The sequence below is a fragment of the Bradyrhizobium sp. CIR18 genome, assembly GCF_014198295.1.
Taxonomy (GTDB): domain Bacteria; phylum Pseudomonadota; class Alphaproteobacteria; order Rhizobiales; family Xanthobacteraceae; genus Bradyrhizobium.
Map to the genome: position 1 here is coordinate 43,747 of NZ_JACIHF010000020.1, position 24,302 is coordinate 68,048.

Here is a 24,302-nt window from a genome sequence, read left to right on the forward strand (position 1 = left end):
CTTCTTGCGGTGATTATTCGGCGGCTTCGCGTTGCGGCTGAACGATCATGGCTTCGAGCCGGCTACGAATGATCGCTTCCGCCTCGCGCACGATTCGGGAGATGAGCTCGGCGCAGGTCGGGATGTCCTGGATCAGGCCCTGCACCTGTCCGGCCGACCAGATGCCTTCGTCGGAATTCCCGGTCGCATAGACCATCTTGCCGCGGGCCCCCGCGACCAGCTCGCGGATGTCCTCGAACTTCGCGCCTTCCTTCTCCATCGCGACGACCTTGGTCGAGATCTCGTTCTTGGCGACGCGCGAGGTGTTGCGCATGGTGCGGAAGATCAGCTCGGTCTCGCGCTCGTCATTGGCGACGATTTTCTCCTTGATGAGCTGGTGGATCGGGCTTTCCCTGGTCGCCATGAAGCGCGTGCCCATGTTGATGCCGTCGGCGCCCAGCGCCAGCGCGGCGACGAGGCCGCGGGCGTCGGCAAAGCCGCCCGAGGCGATCATCGGGATCTTGATCCTGTTGGCGGCGGCGGGGATCAGGATCAGGCCGGGCGTGTCATCCTCGCCGGGATGGCCGGCGCATTCGAAGCCGTCGATCGAGATGGCGTCCACGCCCATGCGTTCGGCCGAGAGCGCGTGGCGGACGCTGGTGCATTTGTGCACGACCTTGACGCCGTGCTTCCTGAACTCGTCGACGTGCTCCTGCGGCTTGTTGCCGGCGGTCTCGACCACCTTGATCCCGGCCTCGATGATGGCGGCGCGGTATTCGGCATAGGGCGGCGGCTTGATCGCGGGCAGGATGGTGAGGTTGACGCCGAACGGCTTGTCGGTGAGGTCGCGACACCGCGCGATCTCCTTGGTCAGATCCTGCGGCGTCGGCTGGGTCAGCGCCGTGATGAAGCCGAGCGCGCCGGCGTTGGCAACGGCGGCGACCAGCTCGGCGCGGCCGACCCATTGCATGCCGCCCTGGACGATCGGGTGCTCGACGCTCTGCAACATGATGTGTTTCCCCCGCGCCTCGCGGGGCGCTCTGTTGTCGGTTGATGCGTGGAGGATGCCGCCCGGGTCGGGAAATGTCTATTGCGCGGGCGTGCGGTGGGGGCGGGGCGATCATGCGGGAGGTGGGGATGATTCCGCGGGGCGGATAATTTTGTTCCGTCATCCCCGCGCAACCGCGAAGCGGCTGTCGCTGGAGGTGCGAGCTGCACGGTGCGAAGCAAGGTGCAGCAAGCCTCGAAGGATGAACGGCCACGCTGCGAAAGCCGGGCTGTCGCCCTTCGAGGCTTGCTCAGTGGCGCGATGCGCCCCTGAGCGCGCACCTCAGGGTGACGATCATAGATTTGGACCCGCGGCAATAAGCAGTTTGTGCTCATCGCAGACACACCTTCGCGCTCTCGCGGCATCTGCGCCCGAGTTTTGCTTCGTCGCGTTGCCCTCATGAAAGACAAGGGCGCAGGGAAGGCCGGGCACCGGCTGGCACCCGTAAGTCCGTGCGCGAAAAAGATGCACACGGGGTGGACCACAGGTGAGCCGAACGCCCGGCCTTCCCCTGCGCGATGGTTTACGGCGTACTTCGTGCTCTCCCCGGGGAGCGATGCACTATTGCCCCCGTCGCCTTGCGGATGACTGATGCGCGCACCGGTTGGCCGCCACATCACCGCAGGACTTGACGCACAGACCCCGGGCGTCAGGACCACACGACTTGACCGTCCGCGCACGTCTTCGCATGTCGCTTCGAGTGCTGGCGCGTGCTCACGCCCGAAGCCATGCGAAGACGCTGTCGGCGCCGGGTCGTATGCGCGAAGCGCTTTGCTCACGGTTTCCCGCCCTGCAATGCTGCTCGCGCCCGACGCCGTCGCGTCCATCGCACCCCGGCCCGCGGTTCGTGACGATCGCGATCCGCCCCTTGTCTCGGGCCAGGGTGGCTTGTGTGTACGACAAATCCGAATTTCGGTAAAGTGGAATATTTTGGCGGGCGGGCTTGACAGGCGGAGTAGAGAAATTGGCAGGGTGTTTTGCCCGACGGGCGAGGGTGCTCCGAACGTGCCGGAGCGCTATGCGCACCGCTGCGTCAACCACCGTCATTGCGAGCGCAGCGACTTGTCCGCCGAAGCCTTTGGCGAAGGCGGAAGCAATCCAGAATCCCTCCGCGGAAACACTCTGGATTGCTTCGTCGCAAGGGCTTGCCTCGCAATGACGCCGGAGGTGACGGCGGCGGTTCGTAGCCCGGATGGAGCGTAGCGCAATCCGGGGCCTGTGCGACAAGCGAAGGCGGTCCCGGATTTCGCTTTCGCTCCATCCGGGCTACGAGGCCGCCGCTACAGGGCAGCTACTCCGCCGACAGCCGCACCATCTGGCGGCCGCCGTTCATGTCCTTCAGGCTGTTGACGAAGTTTTCCGGGCGCTGCCAGCGATACGGGACCTTCAGGCCCATGAACTCGGCGATGTCGCCGATGAAGCCGGTGCAATTGGTGGTCTCGGCGTTCCAGACCGGCGAACTCGCCTGCAGTTTCTTGATATAGGCGAACACGCGCTTGGCGTCGGCCTCGTTCAGATAGACCCGGTAGCTCGCGGTCAGATATTCCGGATCGAGATCGCCGTAGCTTGCACCGGTCTCCGACGGCACGAAGGTGATGTGGCCGAGCACGTAAGCCAGCGTGTCGCCGGCGGGCGTGAGGCCTGCGACCTCGACCGCCTTCTCGCTGGTCTTGCCGTACCAGACGAAGGCGTGGCCCCAGCTCGCGGCCGTGCGGGCGCGGAAGTCGACGTAATAGGGACCTTTCTCCACACGCGCGACGGAGCGCCGCGCCGCTTGCGGCTGAGGCCGCGATGTGGAGCCGGTCGTGGCAAGCGCGTTGGCATCGGCAACGCGCTTGTTCGCTTCGTGGGCCGAGGCCGAGGGCGTCGTACACGCGATCATGGCCGCGAGGGCGAACCCCGCAAGGATGCAGGATCCCGATCGATCAGGTTTGTTCGCCACGCTGTGCCCCTCGACTGTCAGCCGCTTACGCTAGTTTTGCGCTTGGTCTCTATTGCGCGTCAGTAGCGCGCAGCGACCGGGCCGGGCGCCTTGCCGATCGGGGCCTTTCCAACCGGGCTCTTGCCAATCGGCATCTTGCCGATCGGCGCCTGCTCGGCCGGATAGACCGGCACGGGCTGGCGGCGCGGCAGATCCGCAGCGTTCGCAGCCGTCACCAGAGCAAGCGTGGCACCCAGAGCAATTACAATCTTCTTCACAGCGATACCCCTAGAAGGTTTGGTCCAAACACGGCAGTGCCGTGCCCCCCAGACACGCCTCACAGAAGGGCGGCCGAATGCGACCAAGTTGCGGCGCGCGCGGGACATGTTGGCGGCATATCTCTGACACGCACAGATGTGATGTGTCTGGATGTTTCGGAGTGCTGCTGTCAGTCCTACGCGGCAACTCACCCGATCCGGTTGAGGCTATTCCTGATCGTCGAGAAGATGCCGCCGATGTCCTTGCGCAAGGCATCGAGCGCGTTGAAATTGTCGAAGATGCGGGCGAGGCGGTCTTCGACCTCGCGCTTGCTCTTGGTGAGCGCGTCGACGCGCGAGGTGAGGGTGACGTCGCCGTTCGCCTCGATCTCGCCGACGGTTTTGGCGAGGAGGTCGCGGGTGCTGCCGACCTCCGCGATCAGGGCCTCGATGCCGAACACCGGCGCCTTCAGCGGGACGAGGTCGGCCTGCGATTTCGACAGCTCCGCCTTGAAGGCGTTCAGCGTCGCCAGCGTCTCCTGCAGGGCGCCGAGGCGCTGGCGCGACTGCAGGACGAAATCGTTCAGCGCGTTCTGCCGGTCGGCAAGGGTCTTGCCGTCGGGGTCGGTCTCGACGTCGGCGAGCGAGCGTTCGAGCTGGGCCTGGCGCTGGCCGAGCTCTTCGAAGTCGAGCCGGATGCTTTTGAGAATGTTGAAGCTGTCGTCGATGCGGGCGAGGCGCTGCTCGATCTCGATCTTGTTCTTCGACAGCGTCTCGACGCGCGTGGGAAGCGGTGTCTCGCCGCCGGTCTCGAGCTCGTCGATGGACTTGGCAAGGCGCTCGTGGCCGAGGCTGAGCTCCCCGATCAGGGCGTTGATGCCGGCGTCGGTTGACCGCAGCGGCACCAGCTCCGCGTGGGATTTGGCCAGATCCTCCTTGTACTGGTTGAGGGTCGCAAATGTCTCCTGGACGCTGTTCACCCGTCCTAGAAGCGCCGCCACGTCGCGCGCGATGTCCCTTTGCCGGTCGGCAAGGTTGTTCTTGCGATCGTCGGTCTCGAGATCGTGCAGGGAGCGTTCGAGCTGATTCTGGCGGTCGCGGATCTCGGTGAAGATCGGCTCGACCGCGTGGCGCTGCTCGGCGATTTTGCCGACCATGTCGCGCAGGTGCTGCTGGCGACCGCGGATTTCGGCGAGCTGGTCGTGCATGTCGGTGGATTGGTTGCGCCCCTGCTGGAGCAGCGCGCGCTGCTCGGTCTCGCCCAGCTTGTCGTGGAGCGCGGAGACCGCCTCCCTCGGGTCGCTCTCGATCAAATGCTGGACGGTGGCGTCGAGATGGTTTTGCAGGGCGTGGGCGACGACGACGTCCTCGCGGGTTTTCTTGAGCCGGTCACGCAGCGTCTTCAGGCTGCGGTCCTGGCGCGACAGCCGCCAGGCTGAAGCGCCGATCAGGGCCAGGGCGAGGGCGGGGAAGACTCCGGTCGCGACGCGTTGCGGCACCGGCAGGCCCGCGAACCAGGCGGGCAGGTGACTGAAGTCGTGACCGAGCGCCTGCTGGGCGAAGACCGCGACGATGGCCAACAGGCCGAACCAGGCAACCAGGAAAAACAGCCACATCGTGAATTCCTCACGCCGGCGCACATTTTCGCCATGATTGCCAAGAGCGGAACCGGGCGCAAGGGGCGGAGAGGCTTGTAGGCTGTTTCGGGCGGCGTGATCCACGGCTGGTTGCGTTGGGCCTATGGGTGGAGGCGGCGCGGGGAGTGCCGGGTTTTCCCGGACAGACGTTCCCCACACACGCGTCATGCCCGGGCTTGTCCCGCCTGCGCGGCCGAAGCCGCTTCGGCGCGGCGAAGGCCCGGCCAACCTGTCAGTGATGTGTCCGAACAGGTGTCAGCCATGTCCCCGGACTCTAAACAACAAACGCGGCCATGACGGAGCGAGCAGCATTAGTAGCCCGCATGAGCGGAGCGACATGGGAGACCATGCGAAGAATCGTCCCGGATGTCGCTTGGCTCATCCGGACTGCGGCGCCGAGCGCGCTATCATTTCCCGAGGAAGTTCGAGCGCATCTTGTCGGCGAACCAGACCGCGAAGATCGCACCGAACGCGAGAGCAAAGTACAGAGCTGTCCACAAAAGTGCATTACCTGCATTCGTCATGGCATCCTCCCTGGCGTCAGAAATTGACTGCCGGGAAGGATAAGGCGGTCGTGCTGGCGCGATTTGCGCCGGATCAATTTTGCCGCGCTGCAGCGAGAATAAGTGAGTAGCCCGCACGAGCGTAGCGCATGCGGGACCAAGCGAAGAGCCGTCCCGGATGTTGCTGCGCTCATCCGGACTACGGGACGGTGTTCGCGGCTACAGCCGAAACTCGTTGGTGAGCTCGCCGATGCCGTCGATCGCGACGGTGACGGTGTTGACCGGCTCCTTCATCACGCCGACGCCGACCGAGGTGCCGACGGCGATGAGGTCGCCGGGGAGCAGGGTCATGTCGTGGGAGATCTTGCTGACCAGCTGCTGCGCCGAGAAGATCATGTCGGAGATCGGGTAGTTCTGCCGCTCCGCGCCGTTGAGGATGGTGCGGACGGTCAGCTTGGCCGGATCGAGGCCGGTTGCGATGACGGGACCGAACGGGCCGTAATCGTCGATGCCCTTGGCGCGGGCCCATTGCGGGAAGGTAGGGTCGCTGGTCAGGATGTCGTTGGCGGTGATGTCGTTGACGCAGGTATAGCCGAAGATGAAGCTGTTGGCTTCGCTGGGGGAGACACGCGCGCAGGTCTTGCCGATGACGATGCCGAGCTCGCCTTCATAGGTGGTCTTGCCGTCGTAATAGGAGGGACGGCGGATCACGGCGCCCGGCGTCGTGATGGTGGTGGTGGCCTTGAGCAGATAAAGCGGCTCCGGCGGCTCGGGCTGGTTCAGCTTGGCGGCGAGCGCGTGGAAATTATTCCAGAGCGCGACGATCTTGCTGGGCGCGCAAGGCGCCAGCAGCTCGACCTCCGACAGTGCCAGGATCTTGCCGGTGGCGGTGTTGCGGCCGAACATCTCGCCCTCGTGCACGCTGATGCCCGATGGCGTCAGCGTGCCGAAACCGGTCGCGCCATTATTCCGGAAGCGCAGCCACTGCTTCATCTCGCCCGCCATCACGCCACCGCCAGTGCGCGGGGATCTGACGGCGTCGAAACGCCGTCATAGAGCCCGGCGATGCGGGCGCGCTGGGTCACCATCGCCAGCACGGAATCGAGCGCGGGCGTCGCAATGCCGGTGAGGCGGCCCATCTCCTGCACCACGGTGACGAGCGGATCGATCTCCATCGGGCGGCCGCGCTCGAGATCCTGGAGCATCGAGGTCTTGTGCGCGCCGACCTTGCGGGCGCCCTCGATGCGGCGCTCGACGTCGACGCGGAATTTGACACCGAAGGTCTCGGCGATCGCTTGCGTCTCCACCATGATCGCGCGCGACAGCGCACGGGTAGACGGATCGGTGCAGATCACGTCGAGCGTTGCATGGGTCAACGCGCTGATCGGGTTGAAGCAGACATTGCCCCACAGCTTGAGCCAGATCTCGTCGCGGATGCGGTCGAGCACCGGCGCCTTCAGCCCGGCCGCGACGAACAGATCGGCGAGGCGCTGCGCGTCGCTGGTGATCTCGCCGGAGGGCTCGCCGAGCGGGAAGTTGTTGCCGTAGACGTGGCGGATCACGCCGGGCGCCTCGATCTCGGTGGCGGGATAGACGATGCAGCCGATGGCGCGCTCGGCGCCGATTTCGCGCCACTGCCGCCCGCCGGGGTCGATGCTCTCCAGCGTCGAATTCTCGTATTGGCCGCCGTGCTTGTAGAAGTACCAATAGGGGATGCCGTTGACGGCGGTGACGATGCGGGTGTGCGGTCCGAGCAGCGGCTGCATCTTCTCGATCACGCCGGTGATGGAATGGGCCTTCAGCGTGATGATGATGTAGTCCTGCACGCCGAGCTCGGCGGGATCGTCGGTGCAGCGCGGATGCACGGTGTGCTTCTCCTCGCCCGCGAGCAGCGTCAGGCCGCGCTCGCGCATTGCGGCAAGGTGCGCGCCGCGCGCGATGAGGCTGACATCGGCGCCTGCGCGCGCAAGCTGAACCCCGAGATATCCGCCGATTGCGCCGGCGCCGTAGATGCAGATCTTCATGAAATCCTCGCGGGAGACCGGAATTTTGGGACGAAAGATCCGGTCCGGCTCGAACGCGTCCGAGCCGGCCGGTAGTCACAGGGGAAGTGTGCGTCGCTTCAGGCTGCCGCTTGCGGCTTGCCGTTGATGGCCTCGTCCATGGCAGCTGCGATGTCGCGCATGCTGATGACGGAGACGAGGCTGTAATCGTCGATGACCGGCAAATGGCGGATGTGATGCCGGTTCATCAGATGCCGGACCTGCTCGATCGTATCGCTGGAGCTGCAGGACACCAGCTGCTGCACCGAGACGAGCTGCGAGACCTTGACGTTGACGGCATTCGCGCCGTGCTCGGCGACGGCGCGCACCACGTCGCGCTCGGTGAACATGCCGACGGCGGTATTACCCTCGGAGCGGACCACGTCCTTGACCACGAGAGCGCTGATGTTGTTGGCGCGCATCAGCTTGGCGGCGATACCCACCGTTTCGTTCATTCGCACCGTGACAACGCGCGGCGTCTTCTTGCGCAGAATGTCTCCGACCAGCATTGCAACCTCCCTGGGTGAATGTTGCGAGAAGTGTGGTATACATAATGCCAATCGTCAAGCGCTGGTTTGGGCGATCCGAAAAATCTTGCGACAGCAATACTGACGTTTGCCGTGCGCGAAAAAGAAAAGGGGCGCATCGCTGCGCCCCTTGGGTCGATCCCTGCAATGTAAGTGGCGGCTACGCCGTCTCGGTCTTTGCAGTGGTCTTGGCGCTGCCGGTTGCGGTGTTCGCGCTCTCGACTTCCTTGCCGAGGATGAAGGAGCGGCGCATCGGCTTGATCACGAACAGCGCCGTCAGCGCCGCCGTCGCGTTCAAGGCGACGGCGACCACGAACACGGCCTTCCAGCCGTAGGTCGCCGAGATCACGCTGGCGAGCGGGACGAGCAGGGAGGCGGTGCCCTTCGCGGTGTAGAGCATGCCGTTGTTGGTGGTCGCGAATTTCGAGCCGAAGGTGTCGCCGCAGGTCGCGGGGAACAGCGAGTAGATCTCGCCGAACACGCCGAAATACACCGCGGTCGCGAGCACGAACACGACCGGGACATGGCCGTAAGCCGACAGCGTCAGCAGCATCAGCGCCGCGGTGCCGAAGGCGATGAACATGGTGTGCTCGCGGCCGATCGTGTCGGAGACCCAGCCGAAGAAGGGGCGTCCGAAACCGTCGAGGATGCGGTCGAGCGAGATCGCGAAGGTCAGTGCCGCCATCTGGAAGCCGGCCAGCGTGACCGGGGTGTCGGCGATCTTGAAGTCGTGCGCGATCGGGCCGATCTGCGCCGCGGTCATCAGGCCGCCGGATGCGACCATGACGAAGACGAGATACATCACCCAGAAAATAGGGCTGCGCAGCACCTGCGGCGGGGTGAAGTCGATCTTGGTCTGCGGCAGGTTGAGCTGCTTCTTCTTCGGCGGGATCGAGAGCCGCGGCGGCTGGATGAAGAAGGCGAGCACGAACACGATCACGCCCTGGCCGATGCCGAAGGTGAAGAAGGCGTGCTGATAGCCGCTCGATGCGATCATCGTCGCGATCGGCACGATGGTGAGCGCGGCGCCGGCGCCGAAGCCGGCGGCGGTCGCGCCGGCGGCAAGGCCCCGGCGGTCGGGAAACCATTTCAGCGCGTTGCCGACGCAGGTGCCGTACACCGCGCCCGCGCCCATGCCGCCGATGATCGCGGCCGCGTAGAGCAGGGTGAGACTGTCGGCATAGGAATTGAGAATCCAGGACAGCGCGATCATCACGCCGCCGAACATGACGACGATGCGCGGGCCGTATTTGTCGACGAACCAGGCTTCGATCGGCACCAGCCAGGTCTCGGTGACGACGAAGACGGTGAAGGCGAGTTGGATCGCAGCGCGTCCCCAGTGGTGGGCCGCATCGATCGGATCGACGAACAGCGTCCAGCCATATTGCAAATTGGCGATCATCGCCATGCAGACGATGCCCATGACGAGCTGGAGCCAACGGAAACCGGTGCGAAGAGGCGCGGCCGTGACGGCGCCGTCCGTGCTGGAAATCATCAAGAAACCTCCCAACGCGCCTGATTGATCGCGACTTTGGATGGCAAGATGACCCAGTGTCGCAAATGTTGTGGCTTATCGTCGCAAGCGCGGCGCGAAGCTTGGTATACCATATTCCAGAATGCAAGCCCTAACTGCGGCGGATTGTCACAAATCTGCGGTTCCATTGGAGGGGAACGGCGCTGCAAGACGTCGCCAAAACGAAAACGCCCGGCCGTGAGGCCGGGCGTCTGCTTGATGAAGAGCTGTGATGGAGCGTGTCAGATGGTCGATTTGGCCACCACGACCTTGCGCCAGGGCTTGAGCACCGCGATCGCCAGCAGCGAAGCCAGGATGTTGGCACCGGCCGCGATGATGAACACGCTGTCCCACGTGCCCGACGACTGCTGCATGTAGTTGCCGATCGGGACCAGCAGTGCGGCGGTGCCCTTCGCGGTGTAGAGCAGGCCGGCATTGGTGGTCGCGAACTTGGCGCCGAACGTGTCGGTGCAGGTCGAGGGGAACAGCGAGTAGATCTCACCCCAGGCGAAGAACACGAAGCCCGAGAGCAGCACGAACCAGATCGGATCGTGGCCCCAGAGGTAGAGCATCCAGATGCCGAAACCTTCCATGCCGAAGGCGATGAACATCGTGTTCTCGCGGCCGATCATGTCGGAGATCCAGCCGAAGAACGGACGCGTCAGGCCGTTGAGCACGCGGTCGATGGTGGCCGCGAACGTCACTGCCGTCATCGTCACCGCCATCAGCGTGACCGGCACGTTGTCGACCTTCCAGTCGGCCGCGATGGGCTTCAGGTTGGCCGTCACCATCAAGCCGCCGGCGCCGACGATCACGAACATGAAGTACATCAGCCAGAAGATCGGCTGACGCAGCACCTCGGTCGGCTGGTAGTTGCGCCGGGTCTGCAGCAAGTTGGCATTGGCCACCACGGTCGGCACCTGGCCTGCTTTCGGCGCGAGCAGGAAGAAGGCGAGGATGCAGATGATGATGCCCTGTCCGAGGCCGAAATAGAGGAAGGTGGTCTGGAATCCACTGTCCTTGATCATGGCCTGGATCGGCGCGACGGTGAGCGCGGAGCCCGCACCGAAGCCCGCGGCGGTGATGCCCGCGGCAAGACCGCGCTTGTCCGGAAACCACTTCAGCGCGTTGCCGACGCAGGTGCCGTAGACGCCGCCGGCGCCGATGCCGGCGATGATCATGCCGAGGTAGTAGCCATTGAGCGAGGTGGCCTGGGCGTTGATCGCCCAGCCGATGGCGCAGAGCACGCCGCCGACCAGCACGACGATGCGCGGACCGTATTTGTCGACGAACCATCCTTCGACCGGGACCAGCCAGGTCTCGAACAGGACGAAGAGTGTAAAGGCCCATTGGATCGACGCGCGATCCCAGCCGAACTTCTTCTGGATGTCAGGGACGAAGAACGTCCAGCCGTACTGATAATTGGCGATCATCACCATCGCGGCGACGCCAACTGCCAACTGCGTCCAGCGATAGGCGTCGCTGACGCGCGCGACGCTTGGGGCCGCTGTTGACTGCACCATGTCTGTCATAAAAAACCCTCCCGAAGGCGCCGATCATTTTTATGCGTGCGCTGGTCGCATCCTGGTATTCATTATGCCAAGATTCAAGCGAAGGACTGGAGGGTGCGGCGAAATATCGCGGCTTTATCACATGCGCCATGGCTGGGCGATTGTAAAGCCCAATTCGCTTTCGGCCTGTGATCAACGCATTGATTTCGTGAGAAGTCTTCCCCGTTGCGGCGAAGCCGCAAGCAGCTGGTGGGAACCTACGCATCCACAATTTTCAGCTTCTGGGTCGGTCGAGCGCGCGGCCCCCTCGCACATCGGTGCGCGGCTGTGGCGTGACTGCTCAGTCGTGGAATTCTGTATTCCAGAAGTTTGGCCGCATGGCCGGGTTCAACGGCGGCCGCCGACGCCGATTGCGCCGGCGCCCGCCTCACGCCATCGACATGCGCAGCCGGCTGTAGCCTTCCTGGATCGCGGACCAGAACAGGGCGACCAGACCGAGCGCCATGATGGTGCTGACGAGGCCGTTGGAGAAGAACACCCCGAGCGAGCCCTGCGATCCCAGCAGCGATTGGCGGAAGGCTTCCTCCGCCTTGTCGCCGAGCACGATGGCGAGCACGAGAGGTGCGAGCGGGTAGTTGCACTTCTTCAGGAGATAGCCGAGCACGCCGAACACCAGCATCAGCATCACGTCGAAGGTGCTGTTGTGCACCGAATAGGCGCCGATCGCGCACAGCACCAGGATCAGCGGGGCGATGATGCCGAACGGCACGCGCAGGATCGCGGCGAAGAGCGGCACGCAGGTGAGCACGACGATGAGGCCGGCGAGGTTGCCGAGATACATCGAGGCGATCAGGCCCCAGACGAATTCCTTCTGCTCGACGAACAGCATCGGGCCCGGCTGCAGGCCCCAGATCAGGAGGCCGCCGAGCAGCACGGCAGCCGTCGGCGAGCCGGGCACGCCGAGCGACAGCATCGGCAGCAGCGCCGAGGTGCCCGCCGCATGCGCGGCCGTCTCCGGCGCGATCACGCCTTCGATCTCGCCCTTGCCGAAATTGTTGCCGCGCCGCGCCAGGCGCTTGGCGATGCCGTAGCTCATGAAGGAGGCCGGCGTCGCTCCGGCGGGTGTGACGCCCATCCAGCAGCCGATCAGGCAGGAGCGTAGCGAGGTCATCCAGTAGGTGGGCAGCTCGCGCCAGGTCTGAAGCACGACGCGAAGGTTGATGCTGGCATTGCCGCCGCGGAAGGCGAGCCCTTCCTCCATGGTCAGCAGAATCTCGCCGATCCCGAACAGGCCGATCACGGCGATCAGGAAGTCGAAACCGTTGAGCAGCTCGGTGACGCCGAAGGTGAGCCGCAATTGCCCGGTGATCGAATCGAGGCCGACGGCCGCGAGTGCGAAGCCTATCATCATCGCCGCGATGGTCTTGAACGGTGGCTCCTTGCTGAGGCCGACGAAGCTGCAGAAGGCGAGGAAGTACACCGCGAACTTCTCCGCCGGACCAAATCGCAGCGCAAAGCCCGCGACCAGCGGCGCGACCAGCGTGATCATGATGACGGCAAACAGCGCGCCGACGAAGGAGGAGGTGAAGGCGGCGGTCAGGGCTTCGCCGGGCTTGCCCTGCTGCGCCATCGGGTAGCCGTCGAAGGTGGTCGCCACGGACCAGGGCTCGCCGGGGATGTTGAAAAGGATCGAGGTGATGGCGCCGCCGAACAATGCGCCCCAGTAGATGCATGACAGCATGATGATCGCCGATGTCGGCGGCATGCTGAAGGTCAGGGGAAGCAGGATTGCCACGCCGTTGGCGCCCCCGAGCCCCGGCAGCACGCCGATGATGACCCCGAGCGTGATGCCGATGATCATCAGCATGATGTTATAGGGCTGGAGGGCGACCGCGAAGCCGTGAAATAGATTGGCCAACTCTTCCATATCGATACGTCCTGCAGCAGCAATTGAATGAATGCGTGGCCCTTACAGACCGAGCCATTCCTCGAACGGCCCCTTGGGAAGCGGAACCAGGAACCAGCGCTCGAAAACGAGATAGGTCACCACCGGCATGCCGACCGCCACCGCGATGACCGTCAGCCAGCGATAGCCGCCGAGCCAGCGCATGAACCAGGCGATGAAGACCATCGAGGCGATGTAGAGGCCGATGAACGGCATCGAACCGACATAGATCGCGGTGGGTACGACGACGCTCATGACCTGGCGAAGCTGTCCCCATTCCGCGAACAGGCGGCCGTCGTCGTCGCGTCGCGCGTGCCACAGGTTGATGGCGCTGGCGCCGACGATTGCGGCGCCGACATAGAAGGGGAAGAACCCGGCTCGCGGACCCTCCGCGCCCCAGTTGATGCCGGCCTTCAGACTGCCGAAGATCACGACGAGACCAAAGGCGCCGATCAACAGCGCCATGCCGATTTCCATCGTCTTGTGTGCCGGGCCAGATTCGGATCCGGATCGTTCAGTCATGAGACCTCCGCGCAGAAATGCAGTCGTCGCATTCGCCGACGGCCTGAGGACGACAGCATCCTCGGCCGTCATCGATGCCGTGGCTCAATTCGATGCGAGGAAACCGGCTTCCTTCATCAAGCCCTCGTGCCGCTTCTCCTCCGCCTCGATCCACTTGGCGTAGTCAGCCCCGGTCAGGAAGGTCGTGTTGAAGGCGCCGCTCTTCATGAAATCCTGCCATTCCGGCGTGGCGCGAACCTTCTTGAACAGCTCGACGTAATACTCGACCTGATCCTTGGTGGCCTTGGGCGACATGAAGATGCCGCGCAGCATGAGATATTCCATCGCGAGGCCCTGCGACTTGCAGGTCGGAATATCCTTCCAGGCCTTGCCCTCGGCGATCGGCTCGTCATAGGCCATCGGCTGGGCGTCGAAGACGCAGAGCGGACGGAGCTTGCCGCCGCGCCATTGCGCGACCGCCTCGATCGGATTGTTTACGGTGGAATCGACGTGATTGCCGACGAGCTGAACCGCGACCTCGCCGCCGCCCTTGTAGGGGATGTAGGTGAACTTCGCGTCGATTGCCTTCTCGATGCCGACCGTAATGATCTGGTCTTCCTGCTTCGAGCCGGTGCCGCCCATCTTGAACGAGCCGCTTGGTGCCTTCTTCGCGGCGTCGACATAATCCTTGACGCTGGTGTACGGCTTTTCGGCATTCACCCAGAGCACGAATTCATCCAGCGCCAGCATCGCGACCGGAGTCAAATCCTTCCAGTTGAACGGAATCCCCGTCGCCAGCGGCGTCGTGAACAAGTTCGAGAGCGTGATGATGATCTTGTGCGGATTGCCCGACGACGTCTTCACGTCGAGAAAGCCTTCGCCGCCTGCACCGCCGGCCTTGTTGATGACGACCAGCGGCTGCTTCATGAGATTATGCTTGGTGACGATGCCCTGGATGGTTCGTGCCATCTGATCGGCGCCGCCGCCGGTGCCCGCGGGCACGATGAACTCGACCGGACGAACCGGCTCCCAAGCCGCAAAACTTGCGGTGCTGCCTGCGCACGACATCGCCATTGCCGCCAAAGCGACATTCAGAACGAATGACTTCATCTCGTTTCACTCCCTGTCGAAACGCGGCCGTTCTTTGCCGGCTCGCGTCAGCCCATCCGGATTCACACGCTTGGGGTCACCTTTGCGGTCGATCTCCCATTGCAGCCTCACCAACCAGAAGTTTATGAGCGGGGACAAGGCGCGACATCCGCTCCTTTGGGCTAAGGCTCCGCCATGATTGGCAAACGTGCCATGTCCTTGGCCGTTCCTGTCCCGCGCTCTGCATCCCCATCTAGCACCTTGGTCGTGCAATCGTTTTTGGTTGTCGAATGGTATGCGAGATACCAGCTGGCTCACAATTGGACAGCTGGCCAGATCGGCGGACCAATCGTCGCAGTTGTGTTCGCGGGCGAAGCGGGACGAAAAGAAAATGGCCCCGACGAGGGGGCCATTATCAAACGTAGCGCCTGCGATTGCCGGCCGCGCGCCGTTTCGGCTGCGCGAGAAAGGCCTTTCTTACAGGCCGAAACGCGGCAGGTCGCCGTTGTGGTTCGAGATCGCGGCGCTCGCCATCAGGAAACGATCGACCGCAGCCATAAAGCGGCTGAACAGCGAGGAGGAGGGGGCGAAAGCGACGGAAGCGGTCTTGGACATTGGAATTCCCTTTCTTGAGACGATCAGTCTTGGCGTCTCGTCTGGGGATGAAACTATGTATACCAGATGCCACTGTCTATGCGCTTGTTTGCATAGCAGCATACAAAGTCCCGCATTGCAGCATAATGCCGGGTTAATCCGGCCGGTTCGGGCTTAAAAGGCCCACCAAAAGAGGCTTTTCCGTCTTAGACGCCATCTTCGGACGCCGAAAGCACACCGATCAGAGGCAAATTCATACGATTGAAGCGGAAAACGGTGCCCTCCGGCGCGAACCTGACGCGAGCCTCAATGGCCGAGGGCTTTGCAGGGCAAGGGCTTTCTTGGCGGGGCAAGGCTTGGCAGGGCAGGTCAAAGTCGCTAGTGGTCTGCCCCCTTCCAATCATCTGTCAGAGTGGTTCATGTCGAGCGCCTCGCCCGCCGTCTCGATCGGCATCGATTTTGGGACCAGCAATACGGTCGTCGCCCTTGCCGCGGACGACCGCCGGGTCGAGGCCATCCGCTTCGACCACGGCGGACAGCGCCATAGCGTCTATGTATCGGCTTTGTGCTTCTGGGAGGACCGGCCGGGCGCCGGTGCCCAGGCCGAAGGCGGCCCCTGGGCGATCGAGCAATTCCTCGAAGGACGCCACGTCTACCGCTTCCTGCAATCGTTCAAGACGTTTGCGGCGAGCAGCAGCTTCAACACCACGCAAGTGTTCCGGCAGCGCTTCAAGTTCGAGGATATTCTGGCGGCGTTCCTGCGGACGTTGGCGCGCCATGGCGGCGACAGGTTCGGCTTCGAGACCTCGACCATCACGGTCGGCCGCCCGGTGCGCTTCGCCGGCGGCAATCCCGATGAAGAGCTGGCGATGCAGCGCTACCGCGCCGCGTTCGAGCGCCTGGGCGCCGGCCATGCGCGCTACGTCTACGAGCCCGTGGGCGCGGCGTTCTCCTTTGCCCGAAGGCTGGAGCGCGATGCCACCGTGCTGGTGGCGGATTTTGGCGGCGGCACCAGCGATTTCTCCGTGATGCGCTTCTCGCGCGCGGGCGGCAGCCTTCGCGCCGAGCCACTCGGCCACGCCGGCGTCGGCATCGCCGGCGACACGTTCGATTACCGGATCGTCGACCACGTCGTCTCGCCGCGGCTCGGCAAGGGCTCCAGCTTCCGCTCCTTCGACAAGGTGCTGCCGATCCCCAGCGGCCATTACACCAACCTCGCGCGCTGGCATCAACTGGCGATGATGAAGAGCAACGGCGATCTGCGCGAGCTCAGAGAGCTTGCGCGCACCGCGCTGAAGCCGAAACTGCTCGAGGATTTCATCACCATCGTCGATCTCGACCTCGGCTTTTCGCTGTACCGTGCAGTGTCAAATGCCAAGGTCGCGCTGTCGGCCCAAGACGAGGTGGATTTCCGCTTCAAGGGCGGCGGCGTCGACATCGGCGCGGCCATCACGCGGAAGAATTTCGAATCCTGGATTGCCGACGACATCGCCCGGCTCGGGGCCACCGTCGACAAGGTGCTGGCCGAAGCCGGCATCACCGCGCGCGAGATCGAGAAGGTGTTCTTGACCGGCGGCACGTCCTTCGTACCGGCGGTCCGAAAACTGTTCGCCGAGCGGTTCGGCAACGAACGGCTGATGTCGGGCGACCAGTTCGAGTCGATCGCCTATGGGCTCGCCTTGATCGGACACAGCCCCAACCCGGACCGCTGGACTGCCGGCGGCGGGCTCGAGGCGAAGGCGGGGGCTTAACGATTCTCCGTCATTGCGAGCGCAGCAAAGCAATCCAGAATCCCTCCGCGGAAAGTCTCTGGATTGTCGCTACGCTCGCAATGACGGCGTGGGTAGAACGGCGCATCGGCTCGACCAGTGCCGTAGGGTGGGCAAAGCGAAGCGTGCCCACGCGTCTGTCGCCGTATCGGAAAGAGCGTGGGCACGGCGCAGTTGCGCCTTTGCCCACCCTACGGCACCAACGCCGTCGCTACTGATTGATCTCCGGCTCGACGAGCTTCGCCAGATTGCGCAGCGATTCCTGCCACCCGAGATAGCAGGCCTCCGGCGGGATCACGTCGGGGATGCCGGCCTGCGTGATGTCGATCTCGGTGCCAACCGAGACCTTCTTCAGGATCACGGTGACCTGAATTTCGCCGGGCAGGTTGGGATCGTCGAACCTGTCGGTGTAGCGGAGACGTTCGCCGGGCACGAGCTCGACATATTCGCCGCCGAACGAATGGCTGTTGCCCGTCGTGAAATTCCGGAACGACATCTTGAACGTGCCGCCGACCTTGGGCTCGAAATGATGCACGGTGCAGGTGAAGCCGTTCGGCGGCAGCCATTTCGCCATCGCATCGGCCTCCAGGAAAGCGCGATAGACTTTTTGCGGGCTGGTGGCGAGAACGCGGTGCAGGCGGATCGTGCTGGGCATGGTTGTTATCCTCAGTGATTGATGGGCCCGAGATTGGCGTCTATGGCCCATTCATGTCACGAGGACGACCGGGAAGGCGCCGATCCGACATGGCATCTCGTTTTTTTGTCGACGGTCCTTCTGGCCGGGTTGCTAGGTCGCTGCGACATCCTGTGGCGTCATCGTGAATGCCAGCCTGTAGCGGCCGATCGTCGCATTGTTCTGTGCGCCGAGATCGCCAAGCTTTCCTGGCGAAAGCGGGCTGGCGATCACAGCCTCAACCACATCGGCATCGTAGCCTGAGAGCAGCACGATCCAGTCGGCAGCGCCGTCCTTGCCGCGGATCTGTTGTTCAGTCGTGGGCGCGCTGGTGCGAGGCGTGTCGGTGAAGAGGAGGTGGGCGCCTGTCAGCCCCGGCTGCAGCGCCAATGCGCTGAGCGTTTCCGACAGGCGCGTCTGCAATTGCGCATCCCGTCCGGCTTCCGGCGACAGCCTGATGGTGGCAAGCGAGGTCGCCACACCTCCGCCAAAGCTCGCGACGATCCGGCTTTGGCTGCGGACCATGCCGAGATGATGCGGCATCATCCTGGTCGACCACGGCGTTGGCGCGTTGAGCCGGTCGAGATATCCCTTCGACGTGAGGACCTCGTATTGTTCGAGCTCGTAGAGCACGAAGAAACCTTCGGCGTCCGTCGTGCTGGTCCAGCGCGACCCGCGCCGGAAGCCGGGAATGCTCATCCGCTCCTGGAAGTGTTCATGCGAATGCCAGTCGCCGAACTCGGTGCGCTGCTCGGGGCGAACGCTCCACCACATCGCGACGGCGGCCTTGCCCAGTAGTGACATGGTGACCTCCCATCCTGAGCAGCAAGATCAGCCCGAATGTCTACGCCTCGTCAACGGAAGCCACGATTCCGCTGCCGTTCCTCGTTCAGACCTAATCCGTTTCGCCAGAGGGAGGCTCCGCGTAGTCGCCTCAAACCTGGGACTGTTCCGCCGAGGTCCCTGGTGCAATTAAGCTTGGCCAAGCCTTGCAAGTGGGGATGGTGGGGTATACCCTGAATTCGTTCGTTCAGCCGCTGTGCCTTGTTGAATGCGCCCGCGGGCTCCTTTTCCATAGACATCGACGAATTGAATTGGTTCTGCGTGAGCGTCACGCGGAATGTGCGCTTGCGCGCTTTGGAGAAGAAAATGACGACAGGTACCGTGAAGTGGTTCAACGGCCAGAAGGGCTTTGGATTCATTCAGCCCGACGACGGCGGCAACGATGTGTTCGTTCACATCAGCGCGGTCGAGCGGGCTGGTCTTGCGGGTCTCGCTGAAGGCCAAAAGGTCAACTTCGAGGCCAAGACCGACAAGATGCGGGGCAAAGTCAGCGCTGAGAATCTCTCGCTGGCTTGAGCTCGCTAAAGCATGATCCGGAAAACTGCGCAGCGGTTTTCCGAAGGGATCATGCTTAGACAACAATCTAGAAGCGCGATGACGGTTCATCGTGATCGCATCGCGCTTTGGTACCGTTTCACGGATGTACTGAAACGGTTACGCTGCCCGCTCGATCGTAAGGATTGAGCGGGTTTTGTCTATTCGGAGCAGGGTGAAGGATGAGCGCCAGGAAATCGGCAGAACCGTCACCCGAAGGCATCGCGCGTTCCAACCGCCAGCGCCTGGCGGCCGAGGAAGGAGCACGCGCGATGGCGGATGCCGAAAAGCAGGCGGTGGACGTTCGCAAGAACATGGCAAGGCTTCGCGAACTGCGCGAAGCCAAGGAAGCGGCCGATGCAACTCTTCGCGCATCGTTACCGGCACCAACCCCGACGAAGCGCAAGAAGAAGCCGCCGCAATAGTCGACTTCAGCAGCGCCGCCGACGAAATCTGGAGAGGACCGGTCACATGCCGAAGAGTGCGGGTCGTGCCTAGAGCCAAGTCGGACGGCGGTGGCACAATCACCTTTTTCCTGGCGCTTGGCGCAGGCCGGCAGATGTGCCGGCTCGCGACCACGTTCCAAACGCAGAAACAGGCTTTCAGCTATCTTCAGAAGCACCGCACCGAGTTCGAGCGCATCGCGCGAACCCGGCTGGCGTCCGGGGAACTCGAAGACGGCATCGTCGTTCTCTCGATGCTCTAGGTGGCTATCCGGCGCCGATTTCGGCGGCTTTCAACCGGCCGGATGTCAGATCGTAACCAGCGACGGGGCGCTTCCTATTCGGGCAAGCCTTTTTCGAGCAGCTCTTTCGACTTTGCCTCGCGGGCCAATCGCTCTGCTTTGAGCCGCTCGCGGTTCTCGTTGAGGGAGTGCTGGTGCTTCGCATAGTCAGTCATGGGCTTCTGCGTCTTGACAGGCTTGAACGCCTTGTTGGCTTCACGCCTGGCCCGATCAGAGGATTGATCTCTCAACATTTCGACCTCACTTCGATCAATGGGCGTGGCCCGCGAGCGCCGAACGCGACGCCACCCGCTTGCGAGCGGATTAGTCACCCTCTGAACGGGAGGGTGGACAATCCTTCAGTGTTGGGCGGTTTGGCGCGAGGTTTGGTCACTCGCCGTGGAGGCGGCACGTTCGCACTTCTGAGAGCATGCCGGTCGAAGGAGTAACGGCCGGCGCGTGGTTCAGTTCCTTCGGTCCGAAACAAAAAGGCCGCCGAAACCGGCGGCCTTTCGTCGTTCACTGATAGGTCCGCTTACTCCGCGGCCTGCTTCTGCGGCGGGTCGAGCGCGCCGGACTTGTGGATGTCGGCGACCTGGTGGTCGCTGAAGCCGAGCACGGAGCGCAGGATCTCGTCGGTGTGCTCGCCGAGCAGCGGGGAGCGCTCGACGTCGCTCGGGCTATCCGACAGCTTGATCGGGTTGCCGACCGAAATGTACTTGCCGCGGGTGGGGTGGTCGACTTCGACCAAGGTACCGGTGGCGCGCAGCGACTGGTCCTCGATGATCTCCTTCATCGACAGGATCGGGCCGCAGGGGATGTCGTCCTTGTTGAGGATTTCCATCGCCTCGAACTTGGTCTTGGTCATCGTCCACTGCTCGATGCGCGCAAAAATCTCGTTGAGGCGCGACAGCCGGGCCGGCGGCTTGGCGTAGTCGGGATGGGTCTTCCAGCCGGGTTCGCCGATCACGTCGCAGATCTTCTCCCAGACCGGCGCCTGGGTGATGAAATAGAGGTAGGCGTTGGGATCGGTCTCCCAGCCTTTGCACTTGACGATGCGGCCGGGCTGGCCGCCGCCGGAATCATTGCCGGCGCGCGGCACGGCGTCGCCGAACGGAATGCCTTCGCCGTACTGGCTGTATTCCTTCAGCGGGCCATGGGCGAGGCGCTGCTGGTCGCGCAGCTTGACGCGGGCGAGGTTGAGCACGCCGTCCTGCATCGCAGCCGTAACCTTCTGGCCCTTGCCGGTGACGGTGCGCTGGTAGAGCGCGGTGACGATGCCGAGCGCGAGGTGGAGGCCGGTGCCGCTGTCGCCGATCTGCGCGCCGGTGACGAGCGGAAGACCGTCGCGGAAGCCGGTGGTGGAAGCGGCGCCGCCGGTGCACTGCGCGACGTTCTCATAGACCTTGCAGTCTTCGTACGGTCCGGGGCCGAAGCCCTTGATCGAGGCGACGATCATCTTCGGGTTGATGGCCTGGATCTTCTCCCAGGGGAAGCCCATGCGGTCGAGCACGCCGGGGCCGAAGTTTTCCACCAGCACGTCGCACTTCTTGATCAGCTCGGTGAGGACTTCCTTGCCCTTGGGGTTCTTGGTGTCGAGCGTGATCGAGCGCTTGTTGTGGTTGAGCATGGTGAAATACAGGCTGTCCACGTTCGGGATGTCCTGCAGCTGGCCGCGGGTGATGTCACCCACGCCCGGACGTTCCACCTTGATCACGTCGGCGCCGAACCAGGCGAGCAGCTGCGTGCAGGTCGGTCCTGATTGAACGTGGGTGAAGTCGAGAATGCGAACGCCCGTAAGCGCTTTGGTCATCGTGTTGCTCCGTACTCTGTGTCTGCCCCCGCCAACCGCAGGGAATTAAGGGTTGAGGGGTGGACTTACTTCTTCTTCTGCAGAACGCTCTGCGGATTGAGATTGCCGATGCGGCCGCTCTCCGAGCCCGCGGCCGGATCGATCACCGCGTTGATGAGCGTCGGCTTGCCGGACTTCATGGCCTCGTTGACGGCTCGCTTGAGCTCGTCCGGCGAGGTGGCATTCACGCCGACGCCGCCGAAGGCTTCCATCATCTTGTCGTAGCGCGCGCCCTTGACGAATACCGTCGTTGCCGGATCGGCGTTGGCGCCGTTGACGTCGGTGCCGCGATAGATGCCGTCATTGTTGAAGATCACGACGCAGATCGGAAGGTTGTAGCGGCAGATGGTCTCGACCTCCATGCCGGAGAAGCCGAAGGCCGAGTCGCCTTCCACTGCGAGCACGGGGTGACCGGTCTCGAGCGCGGCCGCGATCGCCTGGCCCATGCCGATGCCCATCACGCCCCAGGTGCCGACGTCGAGACGCTTGCGCGGCCGGTACATGTCGATCACGCCGCGGGCGAGATCGAGCGTGTTGGCGCCTTCGTTGACGAGGATCGCCTCGGGGTACTCCTTGATGACGTTCTTCAGCACGCCGAGCGCGCCGTGATAGTCCATCGGCGATTTGTTGTTCATGAGCTTCGGCGCCATCTTGGCGACGTTCTCTTCGCGCTTGGACGAGATCGCCTTGGTCCATTCGGCGGGCGGGGCGGTCCAGCCCGTACCCATCGCCTGATTGAAGGCAGAGACGACCGAGCCGATGTCGCCGACCACGGGCGCGACGATCTCGACGTTGGAGTCCATTTCCTTCGGCTCGATGTCGACCTGGATGAACTTCTTGGGCGCTTCGCCCCAGCTCTTGCCCTTGCCGTGCGAGAGCAGCCAGTTCAGCCGCGCGCCGATCAGCATGACGACGTCGGATTCCTTCAGCACGGTCGAGCGGGCCGCACCGGCGCATTGCGGATGGGTGTCGGGCAGGAGGCCCTTGGCCATGCTCATCGGCAGGAAGGGCACGCCGCTCTTCTCGACGAAGGATTTGATCTCTTCGTCGGCCTGCGCGTAGGCCGCGCCCTTGCCGAGGATGATGAGCGGACGCTTGGCGCCCTTCAGCACGTCGAGCGCACGCTTGACCGAAGCGGGCGAGGGGATCTGCGCGGGCGCAGCGTCGATCACCTTGACCAGCGACTTCTGGCCGGCATCGGCGCTCATCACCTGGCCGAACAGCTTGGCCGGCAGGTCGAGATAGACGCCGCCCGGACGGCCCGAGACCGCAGCGCGGATGGCGCGGGCGAGGCCGATGCCGATGTCCTGGGCGTGCAGCACGCGATAGGCCGCCTTGCACAGCGGCTTTGCGATCGCGAGCTGGTCCATCTCTTCGTAGTCGCCCTGCTGCAGGTCGACAATCTCGCGCTCGGAAGAGCCCGAGACCAGGATCATCGGGTAGCAGTTGGTGGTGGCGTGGGCGAGCGCGGTGAGACCGTTGAGGAAGCCGGGCGCGGAGACCGTGAGGCAGACGCCGGGCTTCTTGGTGAGGTAGCCGGCGATGCCTGCGGCGTAACCGGCGTTCTGCTCGTGGCGGAACGAGATCACGCGGATGCCCTCGGCCTGCGCCATGCGGCCCAAATCCGTGATCGGGATGCCCGGCACATTATAGATGGTGTTGATGCCGTTCAGCTTGAGCGCGTCGATGACGAGATGGAAGCCATCCGTCAGCTCCTGCTCGGTGCCCGGTGCCTCGGACTTGGTCGCGGTATTCAGCATGGGCCTTGTCTCCCTGGTCTCAGATAGCGGGGCGAATTGTTCGCCCTTCTGGTGAACGTTGCTTGGTTACGTGAACAGTTCCTGGCCGTGCGCTTCGACGTAAGCGGCAAGGCCGAGAGTGTGGTCGCGGGCGCGCTTCTCGGCGAGCTCGGTGTCGCGTGCCTCCAGTGCTTCGATCATGCCGAGATGCTCGGGCAGCGAGGTCGCGGTGCGGTCCTTGCGTCCGATGGTCAGCTGGCGATAACCGCGCACGTGCAGCAGCAGGTCGTTGGTGAGATCGACCAGCACCGGAGATTCCGACAGCGAGATCAGCGCCTGGTGGAAGGCGATGTTGGCGCGCGAATATTCCTCGACGTGATCCTCGGGCAGGCGGTCCTTGCCGAAGTCCTTGAAGTAGTCGCGCAGCGCCGTGATGTCCTTCTTGCGCGCAGTGGTGGTGATGAGGCGCGCGGCCATGCTCTCCAGCGCCGCCCAGGCGCGGATCATGTCGACGATCTCGCTCTTGGTCCTGCGCACCACCATGATGCCGCGGCGCGGCACCGTCTTCACGAAGCCGTCCTGCTCGAGCATCGCGATGGCTTCGCGGATCGGGGTGCGGCTGACACCCAGACGTTCGGACAGCGCGCGCTCGTCGAGCATCACCGGCTCGGGCGTCGAATAGATGTCCATCCTGAGGATGGCTTCCTTCAAGGCGTCATACGCCTTGTTCTTGAAGCTGCTCTCCGGGGCAATACGAACGATTGCGATATCTGCCTCGGCCATGTTCGGCAACGCCTTGGTTGGTTTCCGCAGTGACACGACGAATCTCCTCCAGTGGGAGTCGTCTTTTACAGGATTATTAACGGGAAAGTTTTTGGCATACCACATGCCAGAATGTCAAGCTGGCTATTTTTTGCGGCGTTCCAAGCAATGCTGCAGCTTGACAAGTTGGCTTCTGGCATACCAAATGCCATCGCCAGCCATTTTTGATCCACGGCGGCGGAGTAGTCTGGCTTATGCCGCTCCGTTCCGCGGAATGGAACAGAGCGCGGCGAATGGCAAGCATCACGGGCAGCCGCAAAACCACGCGCGCGCTTTGAA

General features: G+C 63.6%; 23 protein-coding genes. 4 read left to right on the forward strand and 19 right to left on the reverse strand.

The window, feature by feature from the left end; translation table 11 throughout:
* Positions 1–13: 13 nt before the first annotated feature.
* The 13 genes from GGD65_RS35950 to GGD65_RS36010 form a co-directional block, all read right to left on the reverse strand.
* Positions 14–988: a nitronate monooxygenase family protein gene (locus GGD65_RS35950; RefSeq protein WP_183238276.1), complete on the reverse strand. Its 975-nt coding sequence runs from the start codon at positions 986–988 to the stop codon at positions 14–16.
* A 1,330-nt stretch (positions 989–2,318) separates the two neighbouring features.
* Positions 2,319–2,969: a hypothetical protein gene (locus GGD65_RS35955; protein WP_183238278.1), complete on the reverse strand. Its 651-nt coding sequence runs from the start codon at positions 2,967–2,969 to the stop codon at positions 2,319–2,321.
* Between the two features lie 59 nt (positions 2,970–3,028).
* On the reverse strand, positions 3,029–3,226 hold the full coding sequence (locus GGD65_RS35960) for a hypothetical protein (protein WP_018315845.1): 198 nt from the start codon (positions 3,224–3,226) through the stop codon (positions 3,029–3,031).
* 188 nt (positions 3,227–3,414) lie between these two features.
* Positions 3,415–4,821, reverse strand: coding sequence for a hypothetical protein (locus tag GGD65_RS35965; RefSeq protein WP_183238279.1), 1,407 nt, complete (start codon positions 4,819–4,821; stop codon positions 3,415–3,417).
* Between the two features lie 743 nt (positions 4,822–5,564).
* Positions 5,565–6,338 (reverse strand): fumarylacetoacetate hydrolase family protein, encoded by a 774-nt coding sequence (locus GGD65_RS35970; RefSeq protein ID WP_049814768.1) that lies wholly within the window; start codon positions 6,336–6,338, stop codon positions 5,565–5,567.
* An 11-nt stretch (positions 6,339–6,349) separates the two neighbouring features.
* On the reverse strand, positions 6,350–7,369 hold the full coding sequence (locus GGD65_RS35975; RefSeq protein WP_018315848.1) for a 2-dehydropantoate 2-reductase: 1,020 nt from the start codon (positions 7,367–7,369) through the stop codon (positions 6,350–6,352).
* A gap of 98 nt (positions 7,370–7,467) precedes the next feature.
* Positions 7,468–7,896, reverse strand: a complete 429-nt coding sequence (locus GGD65_RS35980; RefSeq protein WP_018315849.1) for a CBS domain-containing protein — start codon at positions 7,894–7,896, stop codon at positions 7,468–7,470.
* Positions 7,897–8,074: 178 nt separating this feature from the next.
* On the reverse strand, positions 8,075–9,409 hold the full coding sequence (gene oxlT, locus GGD65_RS35985) for an oxalate/formate MFS antiporter (protein WP_018315850.1): 1,335 nt from the start codon (positions 9,407–9,409) through the stop codon (positions 8,075–8,077).
* A 260-nt stretch (positions 9,410–9,669) separates the two neighbouring features.
* Positions 9,670–10,959, reverse strand: coding sequence for an oxalate/formate MFS antiporter (gene oxlT, locus GGD65_RS35990; RefSeq protein ID WP_026201561.1), 1,290 nt, complete (start codon positions 10,957–10,959; stop codon positions 9,670–9,672).
* Between the two features lie 406 nt (positions 10,960–11,365).
* Complete coding sequence (locus tag GGD65_RS35995) at positions 11,366–12,865, reverse strand: tripartite tricarboxylate transporter permease (protein WP_183238280.1); 1,500 nt, start codon at positions 12,863–12,865, stop codon at positions 11,366–11,368.
* 42 nt (positions 12,866–12,907) lie between these two features.
* Positions 12,908–13,405 (reverse strand): tripartite tricarboxylate transporter TctB family protein, encoded by a 498-nt coding sequence (locus GGD65_RS36000; protein ID WP_092256893.1) that lies wholly within the window; start codon positions 13,403–13,405, stop codon positions 12,908–12,910.
* A gap of 84 nt (positions 13,406–13,489) precedes the next feature.
* Positions 13,490–14,494 (reverse strand): tripartite tricarboxylate transporter substrate binding protein, encoded by a 1,005-nt coding sequence (locus GGD65_RS36005; protein ID WP_183238282.1) that lies wholly within the window; start codon positions 14,492–14,494, stop codon positions 13,490–13,492.
* A 456-nt stretch (positions 14,495–14,950) separates the two neighbouring features.
* The gene (locus GGD65_RS36010) at positions 14,951–15,088 is read right to left on the reverse strand and encodes a hypothetical protein (RefSeq protein ID WP_018315855.1); all 138 of its coding nucleotides are present in this window, start codon (positions 15,086–15,088) and stop codon (positions 14,951–14,953) included.
* 398 nt (positions 15,089–15,486) lie between these two features.
* On the opposite strand from GGD65_RS36010, the gene GGD65_RS36015 reads away from it, so the two are divergent.
* Positions 15,487–16,818 carry an Hsp70 family protein gene (locus GGD65_RS36015; RefSeq protein ID WP_183238283.1) on the forward strand — a complete coding sequence of 444 codons (1,332 nt, stop codon included), beginning with the start codon at positions 15,487–15,489 and terminating at the stop codon, positions 16,816–16,818.
* Positions 16,819–17,047: 229 nt separating this feature from the next.
* Here the strand turns inward: GGD65_RS36015 and GGD65_RS36020 are convergent, their stop codons facing one another.
* Together GGD65_RS36020 and GGD65_RS36025 are read right to left on the reverse strand one after the other, a co-directional pair.
* Positions 17,048–17,491 carry an SRPBCC family protein gene (locus GGD65_RS36020; protein WP_091953031.1) on the reverse strand — a complete coding sequence of 148 codons (444 nt, stop codon included), beginning with the start codon at positions 17,489–17,491 and terminating at the stop codon, positions 17,048–17,050.
* A gap of 132 nt (positions 17,492–17,623) precedes the next feature.
* Positions 17,624–18,313 (reverse strand): hypothetical protein, encoded by a 690-nt coding sequence (locus GGD65_RS36025; protein ID WP_183238285.1) that lies wholly within the window; start codon positions 18,311–18,313, stop codon positions 17,624–17,626.
* A gap of 345 nt (positions 18,314–18,658) precedes the next feature.
* On the opposite strand from GGD65_RS36025, the gene GGD65_RS36030 reads away from it, so the two are divergent.
* The 3 genes from GGD65_RS36030 (at position 18,659) to GGD65_RS36040 (ending at position 19,592) form a co-directional block, all read left to right on the forward strand.
* Positions 18,659–18,868, forward strand: a complete 210-nt coding sequence (locus GGD65_RS36030; protein ID WP_026201564.1) for a cold-shock protein — start codon at positions 18,659–18,661, stop codon at positions 18,866–18,868.
* 200 nt (positions 18,869–19,068) lie between these two features.
* Complete coding sequence (locus GGD65_RS36035; RefSeq protein ID WP_018315860.1) at positions 19,069–19,311, forward strand: hypothetical protein; 243 nt, start codon at positions 19,069–19,071, stop codon at positions 19,309–19,311.
* 56 nt (positions 19,312–19,367) lie between these two features.
* Positions 19,368–19,592 (forward strand): hypothetical protein, encoded by a 225-nt coding sequence (locus GGD65_RS36040; protein WP_018315861.1) that lies wholly within the window; start codon positions 19,368–19,370, stop codon positions 19,590–19,592.
* A gap of 74 nt (positions 19,593–19,666) precedes the next feature.
* Here GGD65_RS36040 and GGD65_RS36045 read toward each other — a convergent pair whose 3' ends face one another.
* From GGD65_RS36045 to GGD65_RS36060, 4 genes are all read right to left on the reverse strand, one after another.
* Entirely contained in the window at positions 19,667–19,864 is a 198-nt protein-coding gene (locus GGD65_RS36045) for a hypothetical protein (protein ID WP_018315862.1), read from the reverse strand.
* Positions 19,865–20,145: 281 nt separating this feature from the next.
* Positions 20,146–21,423: a formyl-CoA transferase gene (gene frc / locus GGD65_RS36050; RefSeq protein WP_018315863.1), complete on the reverse strand. Its 1,278-nt coding sequence runs from the start codon at positions 21,421–21,423 to the stop codon at positions 20,146–20,148.
* A gap of 65 nt (positions 21,424–21,488) precedes the next feature.
* Positions 21,489–23,222 (reverse strand): oxalyl-CoA decarboxylase, encoded by a 1,734-nt coding sequence (oxc, locus tag GGD65_RS36055; protein WP_183238286.1) that lies wholly within the window; start codon positions 23,220–23,222, stop codon positions 21,489–21,491.
* A 66-nt stretch (positions 23,223–23,288) separates the two neighbouring features.
* On the reverse strand, positions 23,289–23,984 hold the full coding sequence (locus GGD65_RS36060) for a GntR family transcriptional regulator (protein WP_161966556.1): 696 nt from the start codon (positions 23,982–23,984) through the stop codon (positions 23,289–23,291).
* Positions 23,985–24,302: the final 318 nt, after the last annotated feature.